Source organism: Microbulbifer yueqingensis, assembly GCF_900100355.1.
Taxonomy (GTDB): Bacteria; Pseudomonadota; Gammaproteobacteria; order Pseudomonadales; family Cellvibrionaceae; genus Microbulbifer; species Microbulbifer yueqingensis.
Window position 1 is genome coordinate 833,473 of sequence record NZ_FNFH01000001.1, and the last position, 16,224, is coordinate 849,696.

At 60.4% G+C, this 16,224-nt stretch carries 14 protein-coding genes; 13 read left to right on the forward strand and 1 reads right to left on the reverse strand.

From position 1 onward, the window contains the following. Positions 1–9: 9 nt before the first annotated feature. The 13 genes from BLT26_RS03670 to glpQ all read left to right on the forward strand — a co-directional run bounded on the left by BLT26_RS03670 (position 10) and on the right by glpQ (position 15,670). On the forward strand, positions 10–1,221 hold the full coding sequence (locus tag BLT26_RS03670; RefSeq protein ID WP_245720564.1) for a hypothetical protein: 1,212 nt from the start codon (positions 10–12) through the stop codon (positions 1,219–1,221). Positions 1,222–1,333: 112 nt separating this feature from the next. Next, a complete protein-coding gene (locus BLT26_RS03675; RefSeq protein ID WP_091508478.1) occupies positions 1,334–2,905 on the forward strand; it encodes a tetratricopeptide repeat protein in 1,572 nt (523 codons plus the stop codon). Positions 2,906–3,203: 298 nt separating this feature from the next. Then, entirely contained in the window at positions 3,204–5,294 is a 2,091-nt protein-coding gene (locus BLT26_RS03680) for a PEGA domain-containing protein (protein ID WP_091508481.1), read from the forward strand. Between the two features lie 10 nt (positions 5,295–5,304). Continuing rightward, positions 5,305–5,544, forward strand: coding sequence for a hypothetical protein (locus BLT26_RS03685; RefSeq protein WP_091508484.1), 240 nt, complete (start codon positions 5,305–5,307; stop codon positions 5,542–5,544). Positions 5,545–5,595: 51 nt separating this feature from the next. Continuing rightward, on the forward strand, positions 5,596–6,390 hold the full coding sequence (locus BLT26_RS03690) for a MotA/TolQ/ExbB proton channel family protein (protein WP_091508487.1): 795 nt from the start codon (positions 5,596–5,598) through the stop codon (positions 6,388–6,390). Between the two features lie 38 nt (positions 6,391–6,428). Further along, on the forward strand, positions 6,429–7,736 hold the full coding sequence (locus BLT26_RS03695) for a hypothetical protein (RefSeq protein WP_091508490.1): 1,308 nt from the start codon (positions 6,429–6,431) through the stop codon (positions 7,734–7,736). Further along, positions 7,726–8,808, forward strand: a complete 1,083-nt coding sequence (locus BLT26_RS03700; protein WP_091508493.1) for a vWA domain-containing protein — start codon at positions 7,726–7,728, stop codon at positions 8,806–8,808. The genes BLT26_RS03695 and BLT26_RS03700 overlap by 11 nt, the downstream gene beginning before the upstream one ends. Beyond that, the gene (locus BLT26_RS03705; protein WP_091508496.1) at positions 8,805–9,809 is read left to right on the forward strand and encodes a hypothetical protein; all 1,005 of its coding nucleotides are present in this window, start codon (positions 8,805–8,807) and stop codon (positions 9,807–9,809) included. Before BLT26_RS03700 ends, BLT26_RS03705 begins: the two co-directional genes overlap by 4 nt. Positions 9,810–9,841: 32 nt before the next feature. Next, complete coding sequence (locus tag BLT26_RS03710) at positions 9,842–10,516, forward strand: hypothetical protein (RefSeq protein ID WP_245720565.1); 675 nt, start codon at positions 9,842–9,844, stop codon at positions 10,514–10,516. Positions 10,517–10,528: 12 nt separating this feature from the next. Beyond that, entirely contained in the window at positions 10,529–11,191 is a 663-nt protein-coding gene (locus tag BLT26_RS03715; protein WP_091508498.1) for a hypothetical protein, read from the forward strand. Positions 11,192–11,211: 20 nt separating this feature from the next. Further along, positions 11,212–12,666 (forward strand): M48 family metalloprotease, encoded by a 1,455-nt coding sequence (locus BLT26_RS03720; protein ID WP_091508501.1) that lies wholly within the window; start codon positions 11,212–11,214, stop codon positions 12,664–12,666. A 157-nt stretch (positions 12,667–12,823) separates the two neighbouring features. Next, positions 12,824–14,455 carry a long-chain-fatty-acid--CoA ligase gene (locus BLT26_RS03725; protein ID WP_091508505.1) on the forward strand — a complete coding sequence of 544 codons (1,632 nt, stop codon included), beginning with the start codon at positions 12,824–12,826 and terminating at the stop codon, positions 14,453–14,455. Between the two features lie 99 nt (positions 14,456–14,554). Then, the gene (gene glpQ, locus BLT26_RS03730; RefSeq protein ID WP_245720566.1) at positions 14,555–15,670 is read left to right on the forward strand and encodes a glycerophosphodiester phosphodiesterase; all 1,116 of its coding nucleotides are present in this window, start codon (positions 14,555–14,557) and stop codon (positions 15,668–15,670) included. Positions 15,671–15,783: 113 nt separating this feature from the next. On the opposite strand, the gene BLT26_RS03735 is transcribed toward glpQ, so the two are convergent. After that, positions 15,784–16,146, reverse strand: coding sequence for a PRC-barrel domain-containing protein (locus BLT26_RS03735; RefSeq protein WP_091508509.1), 363 nt, complete (start codon positions 16,144–16,146; stop codon positions 15,784–15,786). Between the last annotated feature and the right edge of the window lie 78 nt (positions 16,147–16,224).

Sequence of the window (16,224 nt, forward strand, 5' to 3'; positions counted from 1 at the left end):
GGATCCACCATGCATATCCCCGGACTGCCTGGCACCGAGAACACGTTCGGCAAAGGCCTGCTTATCACTGTGCTGTTGATGCTTGGCGCCTGTGCCACGACGGAGGTACGTACCACTGCATTCACGCCGCTTACCGTGGAGGATTCCACCATTCCAGAACAGCGGCTCCTCGACGTGGGCGTGGTGCAGTTCGACCCCGGCCTGGAGACCACTGAAGTAAGCGAGGAGGAGCTCGTCTTTCCCGAGCTGCGTCAGGCAGAATCACGCTATATTGCCGTGACCCTTGCCGAGTCACTGCAGGAGAGTCAGGGCTGGGGGCCGGTCCGGGTAATCCCCAGCAGCCGCACCAATATCGACGTCACTGTACAGGGGCGTATCCTGCAGTCCGACGGGGAGACACTCACTGTCGAAGTTACGGTGTCTGACTCCCGCGGCCAGAGGTGGTTTACCAAAGAATACTCTGAGCGGGCCTCACAATACGCTTATGACCGGAAGCATCCCACCAAGGGTGATGCCTTCCAGGGAATCTATAACCGTGTTGCCAATGACATGCTGGAGTATCGCCAGGGTCTATCGGACGAGTACATTGCCGAACTTCGTGCAATTTCAGAGATGCGATTCGCACGTAATTTTTCCCCGGATGCATTTTCCAGTTATCTGACCCAGAGCGACGACGGCATCTATCAACTCAAGGCGTTGCCTGCTGAGAACGATCCCATGCTGGAGCGTGTACGCAGGATCCGGGAGCGCGATTACCTGTTTGTCGATACCCTGCAGGGCTATTACGGCACCTTCGTGAAGTCTATGGAGACACCATACCAACAGTGGCGGGCGCTCAGCTTCGAGGAAGTCCAGCAGATGCGCGAACTCAAGCGCAAGGCCAGGAACCACACGATTATGGGCGCAGCTGCGATCATCGGTGGCATCGCCGCCGCAGGTGCTGGCGGTGGTGCGGCGCGCCAGGCGGGACATGTGGCCGTGGCTGGTGGCGGCTACCTGGTAAAGAGCGGTTTCGACCGGCGCAGCGAGGCAAAGATGCACATCGAGGCATTGCAGGAGCTGGGCGACTCCATGCAGGCCGAGGTGGAACCGCAGATCGTCGAGCTCGAAGACCGCACGGTAACCCTCTCCGGCACTGTGGAAAACCAGTATCGCCAGTGGCGAGAGATCCTGAAGGAAATTTACGAAGCAGAGACCGGCGCGCTGGAGACCAGCATCTGAGCAGCATGCCGGCCTTGACGGGCACAGCCTTCGGGGGGCTCACCGGGTAGCGATCCTCATCGGCAGGCTGCCCGGTGCCACCGGACAATAATCACAGCCAGGCGGGACTTCTATGCACCACCGCGATCGGGATTCGGAAAACCATTCCTACATCGAACCTGCTGATTTCAGTTTTGGCAGGGAGAGCGAAGGCAGTCCAGAGGGGGCTTCAGGCGCGAAGCCAAACCGGGACACGGCCACTTCAACACCCATTCGTCGGCAGCAGCTATCCGCGTTTCTGGTCGGCGCCCTGCTCCTGTCGGGTGTCGTGGCTGTCTTCTGGTTGCTGCCCCAGACAGTGGAGAAACCGCCTGTAAAAGTGTCGCCACTCGCGGACCACCGCGCCGCCACACAGGCGCCTCCCCAGGTAAAGACCTCGCCATATACGGACGCGGAAATTGCCCGGCAGCGCCGGAAGGTCCAGGAAATCCTGCAGGAAATCTTTGTCGTCCAGGAGGAACTGCAGGAGCGCCGCGTGGAAATCTGGGCCGCGGAAGATTTCTCCGCTGCGCGGGGCCAGGCCGAGGAGGCTGACGCCACCTACCGCCAGCGCAGCTTCAAGCAGGCACTGGACCAGTACGAGCAGGCTCTCGCGTCCATGAGAGCAATCCGCGAGAGCGTGCCACAACGAATCGAGCAGCACCTGGCCGAGGGCAAGGAGGCCCTGGACAAGGGTGACGCCGAAGCGGCCCATACAGCCTTCGACCTGGTCCTCACAATCTCCGAGGGACACCCACGCGGAACCCGGGGCAAGGAGCGGGCGGAAAAGCTGCCTGAGGTCTGGGAGTACTTTACCCGCGGCCGAGATGCCTTTGCCGCTGGCAACCTGGGTATCGCCCGTGAGTCGCTGGAACAGGCGCTGGCCATCGACGCAGAAACAGCTCCAGCACAGGAACTGCTGCCACAGATACTGTCTGCCATTACCGAGCGCGATTACAGCGAAGCCATGTCCGCCGGTTACGCGGCTATTGCCGCCGGAGACTTTGCCCGCGCGCAGGCCCAGTTCGAGCGGGCCCGGAAACTCAAGCCCTCTTCTCAAGATCCCGCCGTTGGGCTGCAGCAGGCCGCCAATGGGCTCGAGCAGACCAGGGTGGACAGCCTGTTTGCCCAGGCGCGGCGGCAGGAGGAATCCGAACGGTGGCACCAGGCTGTAAAAAGCTACCAGCAACTGCTGGACAGCGATAGCAGCCTCGTTCAGGCGATCAGCGGCAAGGCCCGCGCCACGGCGCGCGCCAGACTCGACGACCAATTACAGGAACTGCTCGATGACCCGTTGTCCCTGGGCAGCAACAAGCGCAATCGATATGCCCGTGAGGTACTCGAGGATGCCCGGCAGGTAGGCGCGGAGGGTCCCAGGCTCACCAGCCAGATCGACCAGCTCGAGACCGCGCTGACCCAGGCCCTGGTGCCGGTACCAGTGCGCTTCCGCTCCGACAGCAGCACCAGGGTATCCATTTACCGTGTGGGCACACTGGGTAATTTCAGTGAGCGGCAGATTACCCTCAAGCCCGGGCGTTATACAGCTGTGGGCAGGCGAGAGGGCTACAGGGACGTACGTCGTGAATTTACAGTCTTGCCGGGCGCTGAGCCCCCTACTGTCGTCATTCAGTGCGCAGAGAAAATAAACGGCGCCAATAATGGCTAGCAACACTGCAAAGGCCTGAACCGCTCCTTCTTTCCCCGTTCAAATACAGTACTGGATCAAATCCAGTCAGGCCCCGGCGGCCGGACAGAATCGCCTGCTGAGTTCAGGTGAAAAGGGGAAATCAGCGACAAAGAACCCCGCGAGAGACATGGCGCAAGGCTGGACGAGCTAAGCTTTATGTCACCGGAAAATAACGGCGGTGATGGCGCAAGACTGATTCGCTCCATGCGCTGCGCGGGCCTCAGCCGCTGCCCCATTTGCGATAACTCGATAAGTACGCAGTAACAGGGATTCACTGATGACAGCCAAGGAAGCGGTACCCGTTCGCGACGGCGATCGCGCAGAGGAAGAGTTCACGGTCATCCAGCCGGCGGGCTTTACCCCGGTGCAGGAAACATCCGGGGGCAACAGGCTCCTGCTGTCGCCGCGCGCACTGGTGATCACCGGATGCCTGCTGCTCGGCGTCCTGGTTCTGGTTTACCTGCTGGCAGCCCGGTCGCTGATTATCGAAACCCAACCCGTCGACGCCGATGTCAGCATTAGCGGACTCGCCCTGCCGCTCGGCGACGGGCACCTGGTGCTACCGGGAAAATATACCTACACCGTCAGCGCGACCGGCTACCTGCCCAAGAATGGTGAAGTAGAAGTCACCGGCGAGGAGCACAGCCGCCATGCCGTCAAACTGGAGCGACTGCCGGGGCACCTGCAGGTTATCACTGACCCCCCTGTACCCGCGCGAATCCTTGTTAACGGCGAGGAGGTGGCAAGCGAGGATGGCCTGGCGAAGAATATTCCCGCCGGCACCAGGCGCATCACTGTGGTCACCGAGCGCTACCTGCCCTTCACCCGTGAGATAGAAATCGAGGGCCTCGACAATACCCAGCACCTCCGGGCAGCGCTCCGGCCCGCCTGGGCAAACGTGGACATCAGCAGCCATCCCCCCGGTGCCACGGTGACCGTCGAGGGCGAAGTCATTGGTACCACGCCATTGACTGCGCAGCTGATCCAGGGAGACCGGGTGGTGGAAATTTCCCTGCCAGAACACAACACGGCGAAAATCCCGGTCGCCGTTACAGCCGGGGTCAACCAGACGCTGGCGCCGGTAGAGCTGGCCGCCGCCGACGGCCTGCTGCGCCTTTCCAGCAGCCCTTCAGGCGCCAGTATTACCGTCAATGGGGAGTTCCGCGGGCAGACGCCGCTGGAGCTGTCACTCTCTCCCGGTGATGTGCACCAGATCCGGTTTTTCAAAGATGGCTTCGCCTCGGTCGAGCGGCGGGTCGACCTGAGCCCCGGCAGCGAAAAGGAAATCAACGTCGACCTGTCCGCCGTATTCGGCCGGGTCCGGATAACCAGTAGCCCGGCGGGAGCCCAGGTGTTCATCGACGGCGAGCTCGCGGGCACCTCAGGCAATACTTTCACCCTCCCCGCCCGCAATCACAATATCCTGGTGCGCAAGGAGGGTTACGAGGATTACCAGACAACCGTGACGCCCAGCGCCAAGCTCGAGCAGACAGTGCGCGCGGTGTTACTGACCGCAGAGCAGGCCCGCTGGAGCAGTATTCCTGCGGAGATCACCCATGGCGCTGGCGGGCGCATGCTCCTGATGCGCCCGAATGCAGAGTTCACCATGGGCTCATCGCGCCGTGAGCAGGGGCGCCGGGCGAATGAAGTGCTGCGCCGCGTGACACTCAACCGGCCCTTCTACATCGGTACCACTGAAGTAACCAACCGGCAATTCCGTCGCTTCAAGCGCATGCATAGCTCCAGCCATGTCAATGGCGTCAGCCTGGATAACGACAACCTGCCGGTGGTCAATGTCAGCTGGACCGATGCCGCCCTCTTCTGCAACTGGCTCAGCCAGCGCGATGGGCTCAGGCAGGTCTACCAGACCAGCGGCGGGCGGGTCACCGGCTTTGACGCCAGTGCCAACGGTTACCGCCTGCCCACCGAGGCCGAATGGGCGTGGGCCGCACGCTTTCGGAATGGAACGATGCTGAAGTTCCCCTGGGGCAACGAGCTCCCGGTGGGGAAAAACTCCGGCAATTACGCCGACAACAATGCGGCACAACTGGTACCGGCGGTGCTTAGGTCTTACAGCGACCGGTACGCTGCAACCGCGCCGGTGGCAAGTTACACGGCGAACCCCTACGGCCTCTACGACCTCGGCGGCAATGTCTCGGAGTGGATTCACGACCTGTATACCATCGGCACCGGGCTCTCCATGCGTCGCGAGGAAAATCCGGTGGGGCCACAGGACGGCGACTATCACGTCATTCGCGGTTCCAGCTGGCGACACGCTGGCCTGACCGAATTACGGCTGTCATTTCGCGACTACGGTGCGGAACCGCGCAGTGATGTCGGCTTCCGGGTGGCGCGCTGGGTCAAATAGGAGACTGGATGTGAACAGGTTTTGTATTGCCCTGCTGCTTTCCCTGCTTCCCCTGGCAGTCAATGCGCAGGAGGAAAAGCAGGAGGAAAAGCAGGAGGACCAGCAGGATACGGCAAATCAGGAAGCGCGGGACGCCGGGAAAATCCAGGCCCGGGCCCCAGAGAAAAATGGCAGCGAAGATGCAGACGACTACCAGGCATCCGAAGAGATTTCCGAGGATCTCTCCGTTTCCTACCCCGTGGACATCTAGGCTGACGCACGACCAGAGAAGCGCAGGCTACGGCGCAGAGCGAGACCAACCATGAAATTCAAATCTTCCGATTTTATCTTCCAGCTATTTGCGCTACTGGGCGCAGTCATACTGGTTCACGCGATTTATGTCGCCATCATTCGCCCTAACGCGGATGCCCTGATCGAAGAACAGCTGGCCCGCGAGGCGGCTGGCGAAACGTACGTCCAGCAGCGGTCACTCTATATCGTGATGCGCGACTACGAGCAGGAAGCCTGCTTCGTGTTGATGTTGTGGGCCATGGCCATCATGGGGCTCAAGGCGCGCCGGAACGTGCAGGAGCGCAGGTTGCTTGACCGCGCACTGCTCAACGTGCGCGAGGGCACACCGATACTCCCCGAGGATGCCCGGGACCTGTCACGCCCTATCCAGGCACTACCCGAGGAAGAGCGCAATTACCTCTTGCCCCGCGCGCTGCTGACGGCACTGCAGCGATTCAGCTCCACCAGGAATGTGGCCGCAGTCTCCAACTCGGTCAAGGAGGTTTGTGATACCGAAGGCGACAGGTTGGACTCGGAGCTGGCTATGGTGCGCTACATAACCTGGGCAATCCCCTCCATTGGCTTTATCGGCACAGTGCGGGGTATTGGCGAGGCACTTTCCCAGGCTCACCGCGCTGTAGAGGGAGACATCGCCGGGGTGACCGTCAGTCTCGGTGTAGCCTTCAATTCCACATTTATCGCACTGGTCATCAGTATCGTGATCATGTTCTTCACCCACCAGTTACAACTCATGCAGGAGCGGCTGGTGCTGGACACCCAGAATTATTGCGACAGCAACCTGCTGCGCTTCCTCAAGGTCAGCTGAAATCGGTGACTCGGGGCATGGCCTGAAAGGAGAAACCCATGGCACAACAAGGTGTACTGGAAATCAACGACTGCGGCTTGCGAGTTTTCAGCGGCACAGCAGAAATACTGGAGAGTCCCGGGGTTGCCGTCGTCGACAGCCATAAAATACTTGTGGGAACGGCCGCACTGATGCGGGCACGTAGCAATCCCACGCGGGTCCACAGCCAGTTCTGGCGGCGCCTGAGCCTTGAGTCGCTGAATTCGGACAATGTCCGCTGCCGTCACCATGCCGATCTCGCCTACAGCCAGCTACAGGACATGTCGAACCACTGCGACCTGCCCGACGAGCTGATGCTGGCAGTGCCCGGGAATTTTACCCGCGAGCAACTCGCACTGCTGCTGGGCATCATCAACGAAAGTCCGGTCAATGCCGTCGGCCTGGTCGATGCCGCCACCGCCTGCGTCGGCCACTGCGCGCCCCGCGGGGTCCATCTCCATGTCGAGCTTCAGCGTCACCAGACACTGGTAAGCCGTGTTGCTGTCCATGAGCACGCTGTGCTGGACATGGCGGAGACTGTGAGCGACGCCGGCCTGCAGAGCTTCGAGGACGCCTGGGCCAGGGTATTTACTGACGCCTTCATCATGCAGTGCCGCTTCGATCCCCAGCATTCCGCCGAATCCGAGCAGCAACTCTATGACCTGATGCCGCAATGGGTGAGCCGGGCCATGCGCCAGGGTGAAGTCATGGCCGAATTGGAAGACCGGACCGCCAAAGTCAGCCTGCGACAGTTGCAGGATGCCAGCACGCCCATCCTCTCGAGGGTGCGCGCGCTGCTCGACAATCTCACTGAAGCCGGCAGCGTGGTATTTGTCTCCCACCGCTGGGCAGATATTCCCGCCGGCGCCCAGCTCGCGGAGCGCATTCACCTGCTGCCACACAACAGCATCGCCCTGGCTGTGGAAAAACGCTGGCACGAGGTGCACAGCGAGACTGCTGCGCTTCGCCTGGTCACCAGCATATCCGCAGCCCCCGCGAACGAAGTGGCGGTGCAGGTGAACGCCGCCGCGGAGGCGTCGGCCACACACCTGTTGTTCGGGCACCGCGCCCTGGCCGCCCAGCAGCCCCTGTTCGTCAGCTGGCAGGACGGCAAGCTGAGCATTACCCCGACCCCACCCAAGCACCCCGCAGCCACGGTTACCAATCACGCCGGTCGACTGGCGCTGCGTGTGGACGCCGGCGCGCAGCTGATGCTGAACGGGCAGGAAATTGCGGCGCCAGTGAACCTCAATGCAGGCGACCGGATCGGCGTAGCGGATTTGGACGAAGTCATCACGGCTATCAGTGTGGAGCGATATGGCGCGTAAAAATCGGCGGTTTTCGACTTTCAGCCTGTCGTTCCTCGACATCATGTCCTGTGGTTTCGGCGCTGTGGCGCTGATATTCCTGATCATCAAGCATGGATCAGACCACGACATCGAGGCCAAGAACCAGGACCTGGTGGCCGAGGTCGAGCTGCTGAAGGAAGAGGTGGATTACGGTCGGGAGCACCTGGTGTTGGCGCGTAATACTCTCGACACCACCAGCGATGAACTGGCAGACGCGCAGGGGTTGGCGCGCCGGATCCTCGAACAGATAGAGGAGGTAAAGGGAAACATCGCCGATATCGACAGCTCGACCGAAGAGGATGACATCAAGCGACTGCAGGACAAGCTCAGGAAACTCGAGCAGGCCAAGCAGCAGCTCGAGGAAGAGAACAAGAAGCTCGGGAACAACGTACGCAAGTTCGTCGGTGATGGGGATCGCCAGTACCTTACCGGCCTGCGTCTGGGTGGCAACCGAATCCTCATCCTGCTAGATGCGTCCGCGAGCATGCTGGGCGACGAGCTGATAAAGGTCATCCGCATTCGCAACATGTCCTCGCGCACCAGGCGCGAAGCGGAAAAATGGCGCCGCGCAATCAACACCGTGTCCTGGCTCACTGCGCAGTTCCCGCAGGACAGCCAGTACCAGATCTATACCTTCAATACCGGTTTCCAGGCGGCCATCCCCGGCACTGAAGATCGCTGGCTGAACGTCGATGACCGTGACCAGCTCGACGATGCCATGAAAGCCCTGGACGAAGTGGTGCCGGATAACGGCACCAGCCTCGAGCGGGTATTCAACGCAGTCAGCGCAATGTCGCCGCTGCCGGACAACATCATCCTGATTACTGACGGGTTGCCGACCCAGGGCATGAAGACGCCCCGCCGCAAGGTGGTTTCCGGCAAGGAGCGCCTCAAGCTGTTCTCCAGTGCTGTGCGAGCCCTGCCCAAGGGAATCCCGGTGAATGTGATCCTCGCTCCTATGGACGGGGATCCCTTCGCCGCTAGCGAGTTCTGGAAGCTCGCCATGGAAACTGATGGATCCTTCCTGGCGCCGTCGAGGGACTGGCCATGAAACGCAATCGGATGAAACGCCAGCAGGAAGAGTTCAGCATCTCCTTCCTTGATGTAATCTGCTGTGGCTTTGGCGCCATCGTATTGCTGCTGATGATTGCCAAGACCGTAGAGCCAATTGTGCTCGAGGAGGCGGAACTGGACCTGGATGGCCAGGTCAGGCAGCTGCAGGAACAGCTGGCGACAATCCGTGGTGAAACCACTGTCCTCAACCGGGACCTGAACGCCAAGCGCGAGCAACTGGATATCGAGCGGGAACGTATAGCCAACCTTCGTGGTGAGCTTTCTGTTCTGCAGGCTCAATACGCCAGCAAGACCGAGGGCGAAACCGAGGAGGGCAAGCTCAAGGGCGAGCTGACAGTGGCCCTGCAGACCATGACCGACGAGATGCGGCGACTGCTCGGTGAGAACTACCAGCGCAAGAATAATGTCATTGGTGGCATACCCGTCGACAGTGAGTACATCCTGTTCATTATTGATACGTCCGGCAGTATGTTCAATTACGGCTGGGACCGCATGATGAATGAGATGGTCAATACGCTGGATCTCTATCCGAACGTCAAGGGCATCCAGGTAATGAATGACATGGGGGACTACATGTTCTCCAACTACCGGGGCAAATGGATCCCGGACACGCCTGGTCGCCGGCAGGCCATCCTGCAGCGGCTGCGATCGTGGAATCCCTTCAGTAACTCCAGCCCGGTCGAGGGTATTCAAAAAGCCGTACGCAGCTTTTACGACGCGGACAAGAAAATCAGCATATATGTGCTCGGTGATGAATTTACCGGAAAATCCATTCGCCGGGTGATGTTGGCTGTCGACCGCGTGAACGCCCAGCACGGTGAGGGAAAGCGCAATGTGCGCATACACGCAATCGGGTTCCCGATCCAGTTCTCCAGGCCACCGCACTTACAGACCACCGGCCTGAGATTCGCCGCGCTGATGCGCGAGCTTACTTACCGCAATGGGGGCACGTTTGTAGGACTCAATGATTTCAGGTAGTCCCAAACGGGACTGCCGAGCAGGAGTGAGCCATGGCTTTGATGAAAAAGGGACTTTCCGCGGCAGTGAAAGCGACCCTGCTTGTGACAGCAATGCTTGTAACAGCATGCACACACACTGTCCAGGTGGATGGGGAATACCCGCAACCCGTAGGCGACCAGTACCCGCTGACCGTGGGCTTTTACCTGAGTGATGATTTCAGCCGGTTCACCTACCACGAGGACAGCGAGGACCGGGACGAATGGAATATCAGTACCGGGCCCGCGCAGCGAAATCTCTTCGCGACAGTGCTCGGCTCGATGTTTACGGAAGCGATCCCGCTCACCAGCTATCCCCAGGACCTGCCGGAAAATGTGGAGCTGGTCATTGTTCCGGAGGTGCGGGAACTCCAGTTCACCATGCCCAGGGAGACCCGCGTGAATATCTTCGAGGTGTGGATCAAATACGACATGCACGCCTATGACAACCAGGGTGCACAGGTCGCCAACTGGGTGATCACCGCTTACGGAAAGACTCCAACTGCGTTTCTGAAGTCGCAGGAAGCTGCTCTCGCACAGGCTATCGACATCGCCCTTCGCGATGCCGGCGCGACCCTGTACACGGGCTTTGATCGCGTCCCCGAGCTACAGGCCCTCGTAGCCAGCAAGCAGCGAGCCATATCGATGCAGGAGCAGCCCGCCGCAGAGGCAGGCGATACCACGGATTGACAGGAGGTTATTGTGGTCAAGGCATTTGTTGTAATTCTCGCAGCTGCCGTAAGCGGCTGCACGACCGTCGTGATCGACGAGTACCATCGCACCCCGGGTGAGCTGGCCGAGGGGGACTCGGTTGTCATTCTCGGCCGGCGGCATTCCAGCGAGTACGAGACCGAGCCCGACCTCATCGATTGCGTTGGTCGCTCCCTCCATAACCCGGACCGGGGTGTAAGGATTATCCCGGAACAGCATTTCGTCGATGCGCTGTATCCATGGTTTGAGCCACGCACGGCGCCTCTTCACCTCAAGTCGCTTGATCGCCTGATGCAAAACGAGAAGGTTCGGGAGCGACTGGAGGCCTACGGGATCAAGTACATCGTCTGGATCGACGGGTCAACAGAAACCACGGCCAGTGCAGGCTCGATCGGGTGCTCCATCGGCACCGGCGGGGCAGGCTGTTTTGGGTTCGGCACCTGGGACAAGGAATCGGACTACGAGGCCGCAGTCTGGGACTTTCGCGATCAGGAACTCTCCGGCAAGCTCGCCGCCGACGCCAAGGGAACCTCTTATATGCCGGCTATTGTAGTTCCCATTCCCCTGATCGCGCGGGTCCAGAAAAATGCCTGCAAGGGCATGGCCGCGCAGCTGGAGCAATTCCTGCTCCCGGAGCAGGAAACCAAAAGTTAAACAGGGAGGGACAGTGAGCGATGCAACATACCAAGAAAATCCTGCTCGGCGCCTTGCTGGCAGTGCTGGCCGGCTGCGCCTTCAACCCGGCCACCAACCGGCCGGACCTGGTTCTGATGTCGGAAGAAAAGGAAGTCCGGATCGGGCGAGAAATGCACGAAAAGCTGGTGGCAAGCACGCCGATTTACCGGGATCCCGTGCTCAATGCCTACGTTGACTATGTCGGGCAGAAGATCGTCAGGACGAGTGACCGGCCCGGCCTGACCTACCACTTCACCATCATCGACAGCCAGGACATCAATGCCTTTGCGCTACCGGGTGGTTACGTCTATATCAACCGCGGCCTGCTCACCTATCTGCACTCGGAGGCCGAGATGGCAGCGGTGCTCGCGCACGAAGTGGGGCACATCACTGCACGGCACGCTGTTCGCCAGAAGACCGCCGCGACCGGCGCCGGTGTGGCGTCGGTACTTTCGGTACTGGTCACTGGTAGTGGCGTAGTCGGCGACGTCACCAATCTCTGGACTACCGCCGCCGTTAAGGGGTACGGCCGCGACATGGAGCTGGAGGCTGACCGTTTTGGTGCCCAGTACATGTTCAATGCCGGATACGACCCACAGGCGATGATCAATGTGATTGCGCTGCTGAAAGATCAGGAGACCTTCGCCCGCCGCAAGGCCAGGATAGAGGGCAAGAAACAGCAGACCTACCATGGCGTTTTCTCCACCCACCCCCGCAATGATATCCGCCTGCAGGAGGTGGTTGCAGCTGCAGGCGAGCTACCGGAGGAAAAGAAAGAAGTAAAGATCGAGAAATACCGGGAAAAAACCGAGGGGCTCGTCTACGGGAAAAACGCCCAGGAATCGGAACGCAATCGCTACAACCACAAGCGACTGGGATTCTCGCTACTTTTCCCCGATGGCTGGGAAGTTGAAAACCAGCGCTCCGCCATTGTCGGCATCGCCCCGGATGGCCAGGCCAGTATCACCATCAAGGTGGAGCGTCGCAATGGTAACCAGCCTGCGGATATGGCGCTGCGTGAAGTCTACGACGTACGTACCCTCGAGCAGGATGAGGAGCTCAACCAGTACCGCCTGACCGGGCATACCGGCAGGCTCCCGGCAGCGGGCGGCGGCAATCCCGATCGGGTAGCCGTGGTGTTCTATGGCAGCCGGCAGTATATCCTCGAGGGCAGGATCAATGACGAATCACTGCGTGGTGCGGAGTCCCTGAACAAGTACGACAACCTGTTCCTGACCAGTATTCGGAGCTTCCGCCCGCTGCGCAAATCCGACGTTATCCAGCCAGATATCAAGCGCGTGCGTTACGTACAGGCCAACGAAAAGACCACCTTCGCTTCCCTCGCGCGCCATATGGATATCGGCGAGTATGCCGAGGAGCAGCTGCGGCTCCTGAACGGCTACTATCCCCGCGGCGAACCCAAGCCGGGCGAGTGGATTAAGATCGTACAGTAAAGGTGGTGGCCAGGGCGCGCTCTGCGTGGGTCTTCCGCCCCCCTGCGGCGCCCTTCCCCCGGCGCCTGCTGCGATAAGCGAAAAGCACTTCCCGGGGCAGGCAAGAGCCGCTACCTTTAGGGACGACAGCCGACAATAAAGATAAGAGGAGCCGACCATGAACGGTTTGATGATGCAGTCACAGCTTACCCTGACCGCCGTCATGCGCCATGCGCTGGCGAATTTTCCCCGCAGTGAGATAGTGTCATTCACGGCCGAAAACCCCCACCACCGGTATACCTATGCCGACGCCTTCGGGCGCAGTGCACAGCTGGCCAATGCACTGGGGAAGCTGGGCGCTCGCCCCGGTGACCGGGTGGGAACCCTGGCCTGGAATGACTACCGGCACTTCGAACTCTATTACGGCACTTCGTGTAGCAGCCTCGTCTGCCACACCATCAATCCGCGGCTGTTCCCCGAGCAGATTGCCTACATTGTCAATCATGCGTGCGACCGCTGGCTATTTGTCGATCCGATGTTCATCCCCCTGCTGGAGGCCCTCGCTCCAAAACTGAACTCGGTTGAAGGCTTCGTGGTGCTCACTGATCGCAAGCACATGCCCGACAGCAGCCTGCCGAACCTCATCTGCTATGAAGAGCTACTGGCTTCCCAGCCGGGTCAGTACGACTGGCCGCAACTCGACGAGGACGCCGCAGCAGCGCTGTGCTACACATCGGGCACCACCGGCAATCCCAAGGGCGTGCTCTACTCACACCGGGCGATGCTACTACATACCTATGGCGTGCTTATGCCCGACGTCTTTGCCCTCAAGGGCGATGAAGCCGTGCTGCCTGTGGTTCCCATGTTCCACGTCAATGCCTGGTCGATTCCCTACGCCGTGCCTGCGGTCGGGGCCAAGCTGGTGTTCCCGGGCCCCAGGATGGCCTGCGGGGAGACCCTCAGCCGCCTGATCCGTGAGGAGGGGGTAACTATCGCTGCCGGAGTCCCCACCGTCTGGCTGGCCCTGCTCAAGCACCTGCGCGACACCGACACTACACTGCCCAGCCTCAACCGTGTGGTGGTGGGCGGTTCCGCCTGCCCCTGGAGCATCATGGAGGAGTTTGAGGAACATCACGGCGTCTATACCCACCACGCCTGGGGCATGACCGAGATGAGTCCGCTCGGGACGTACAACCCCCGGGTTCCCGAGGGGTTGTCCCCGGAAGAGTCGCGAGCCCGGCGACTCAAGCAGGGGCGGGCCGGATTCGGCGTCGAAATGCGTATCGTCGACGAGCAGGGAAATGCCCTCCCCCACGACGGCGCTGCCTTCGGTGCTTTGCAGGTCCGCGGCCCCTGGGTGTGCGAGCGCTATTACCGCGCCGCGGAATCGGCACTGACAGACGATGGCTGGTTCGACACCGGGGACGTGGCCACTATCGACCCGGAAGGTTTCCTGGGTATCACCGACCGTACAAAGGATGTGATCAAGTCCGGCGGCGAATGGATATCCTCAATTGAACTGGAAAACTGTGCCATGGCGCTCGACGAGGTGGCCGAGGCTGCGGTGATTGGCATCAGCCACGATAAGTGGGCCGAAAGGCCGTTGCTGGTGGTGGTGCCGGCCCCAGGCTGTACACCGGACCCCCGGCAACTGCTGGCGTCATTCGACGGCAAGGTCGCCAGCTGGTGGATCCCCGATGATTGCGTGATTGTCGACGAGCTTCCCCACACAGCCACGGGCAAGGTAAGCAAGAAGGACCTGCGGGAGCAATTTGCGGAGTACCGCTGGCCCGAGCAGGAAACAGCCTGACCCTGCTGCACCGGGCTCGCCCGGTGCAGCCCCTTCCCTCTTGTGTCACCATTTTGTGACAATGCCTGTGGCACACTGGTATTGCGCCAACAGTCACCAATGAGTCTGCCCATAATCATGCATATCACCAACTGCAGGCGACTGTTCGTTGCCATGATCCTGCTTGCCATGGCAGTGCCAGGCCTTGGGGCGGAGAGCACTGCACCGCTGGTGATTGCCCATCGCGGCGCCTCCGGTTACCTGCCCGAACACACCCTGGAAGCCAAGTCCCTCGCCTACGGCATGCGCCCGGACTTTATAGAGCAGGACCTGGTGCTGAGCCGGGACGGGCACCTGATCGTCATGCATGATATCTACCTCGACCAGGTCACCGACGTGGCAAAAGTGTTCCCGGATCGCGCACGCGGCGACGGCCACTTCTATACCATCGACTTTACCCTCGCCGAGCTGAAGCAGCTGCAGGTCACGCAGGTATTCGAGGGCCCAATCGGCACTGCCACCCCCAAATACCCCGGGCGCTTCCCGCTGTGGAAATCCAGCTTCGAGCTATCCACCTTCGAAGAGGAAATAGAGCTGATCCAGGGGCTGAACCAGAGCCTGGGTTACGACATTGGTATCTACCCGGAAATAAAAAAGCCGTGGTTCCATCATCGCGAGGGACAGGACATTGCGCAAAAGACCCTCGCAGCGCTCAAGCGCTATGGCTATAGCGACCGCTCCAGTGGCGTCTTCCTGCAGAGCTTCGACGCAGAGGAACTCCAGCGGATCGACAGGAAACTGATGCCGGCCATGGATATGGACCTGCCATTGGTACAACTGGTGGCCAGCACCAGCTGGGGCGAGAAACGTGTGCAACAGGCGGGGCACTGGGTCAACTACGACTACGACTGGATGCTGACCCCCGGGGGGCTGGAAAAAATAGCCTCCTATGCCGAGGGCATAGGCCCCTGGGCCATGATGCTGGTGAAGACCGGAACAAACGGTATCGCCGACAACGGACTCACAAAAAGCGCCCAGTCCCAGGGCCTGGAAGTGCACCCCTATACGTTCCGCGCTGACAGCGCGCAGATTCCCGAGGCGCCAGGGGACTTCAATGGGCTGCTGTGTTTCTTTGTGGGTCAGCTGCGGGTCGACGGGCTGTTTACCGACCACCCCGACAAGGTAATCGACTTCCTGGAAAAGGAAGCGGACCGCTGCGAAGGGGCTCCACCATAAGCTATGCCAACCGGACAATACCCGAACCGGCGAGCGGCTAGCCCCACAACTGACGCGATTCATCGCGGCCCCCAGGCCGGCGCCACATGGCGACCTGGCCGCGAACCCGGGCCTCAGTGTCCCCGGTGCCTGAATTGCTGTACGTCGTACTGGCTGTAAAGGTTTGAGCGGAATTCAGGGTCGGCCATGTTCGGCCAGTGATCCTTGTCAAAACCTTCCGCCTGCTTGAGCTTTTCCTTATCAATATTGAGGATAAAACACTTTTCATCGGTATCCACACGCATGGCTTCCGGCGGAATCGCGTACAACTCCTCACCCAGGCCGAGTATGCCGCCAAACGACAGTACGTAGTAGGCCACCGAATGATCCTCGGTATCGATCATGATTTCCTTGATCCGGCCCAGGTCTTCTCCCTGGCGGTTTCTGACACTCTCATTTTCCAGAGAGGTCGCTGACAGGAGTGTGTGGGTTGGCATCTTCTGCTCCCCTGTAAAAAACCAAAGGTTTCCAATGTTACTTGCGACCAAAAGTTACTTGCGACCAACAGAAAGCTC

What these genes read in the sequence shown, in the direction of transcription:
- BLT26_RS03670 (WP_245720564.1), top strand. Translation starts at nt 10, where the DNA reads ATGCATATCCCCGGACTGCCTGGCACCGAGAACACGTTCGGCAAAGGC.
- BLT26_RS03680 (WP_091508481.1), top strand. Translation starts at nt 3,204, where the DNA reads ATGACAGCCAAGGAAGCGGTACCCGTTCGCGACGGCGATCGCGCAGAG.
- BLT26_RS03675 (WP_091508478.1), top strand. Translation starts at nt 1,334, where the DNA reads ATGCACCACCGCGATCGGGATTCGGAAAACCATTCCTACATCGAACCT.
- BLT26_RS03725 (WP_091508505.1), top strand. Translation starts at nt 12,824, where the DNA reads ATGAACGGTTTGATGATGCAGTCACAGCTTACCCTGACCGCCGTCATG.
- BLT26_RS03695 (WP_091508490.1), top strand. Translation starts at nt 6,429, where the DNA reads ATGGCACAACAAGGTGTACTGGAAATCAACGACTGCGGCTTGCGAGTT.
- glpQ (WP_245720566.1), top strand. Translation starts at nt 14,555, where the DNA reads ATGAGTCTGCCCATAATCATGCATATCACCAACTGCAGGCGACTGTTC.
- BLT26_RS03710 (WP_245720565.1), top strand. Translation starts at nt 9,842, where the DNA reads ATGGCTTTGATGAAAAAGGGACTTTCCGCGGCAGTGAAAGCGACCCTG.
- BLT26_RS03705 (WP_091508496.1), top strand. Translation starts at nt 8,805, where the DNA reads ATGAAACGCAATCGGATGAAACGCCAGCAGGAAGAGTTCAGCATCTCC.
- BLT26_RS03700 (WP_091508493.1), top strand. Translation starts at nt 7,726, where the DNA reads ATGGCGCGTAAAAATCGGCGGTTTTCGACTTTCAGCCTGTCGTTCCTC.
- BLT26_RS03735 (WP_091508509.1), bottom strand. Translation starts at nt 16,146, where the DNA reads ATGCCAACCCACACACTCCTGTCAGCGACCTCTCTGGAAAATGAGAGT.
- BLT26_RS03720 (WP_091508501.1), top strand. Translation starts at nt 11,212, where the DNA reads ATGCAACATACCAAGAAAATCCTGCTCGGCGCCTTGCTGGCAGTGCTG.
- BLT26_RS03690 (WP_091508487.1), top strand. Translation starts at nt 5,596, where the DNA reads ATGAAATTCAAATCTTCCGATTTTATCTTCCAGCTATTTGCGCTACTG.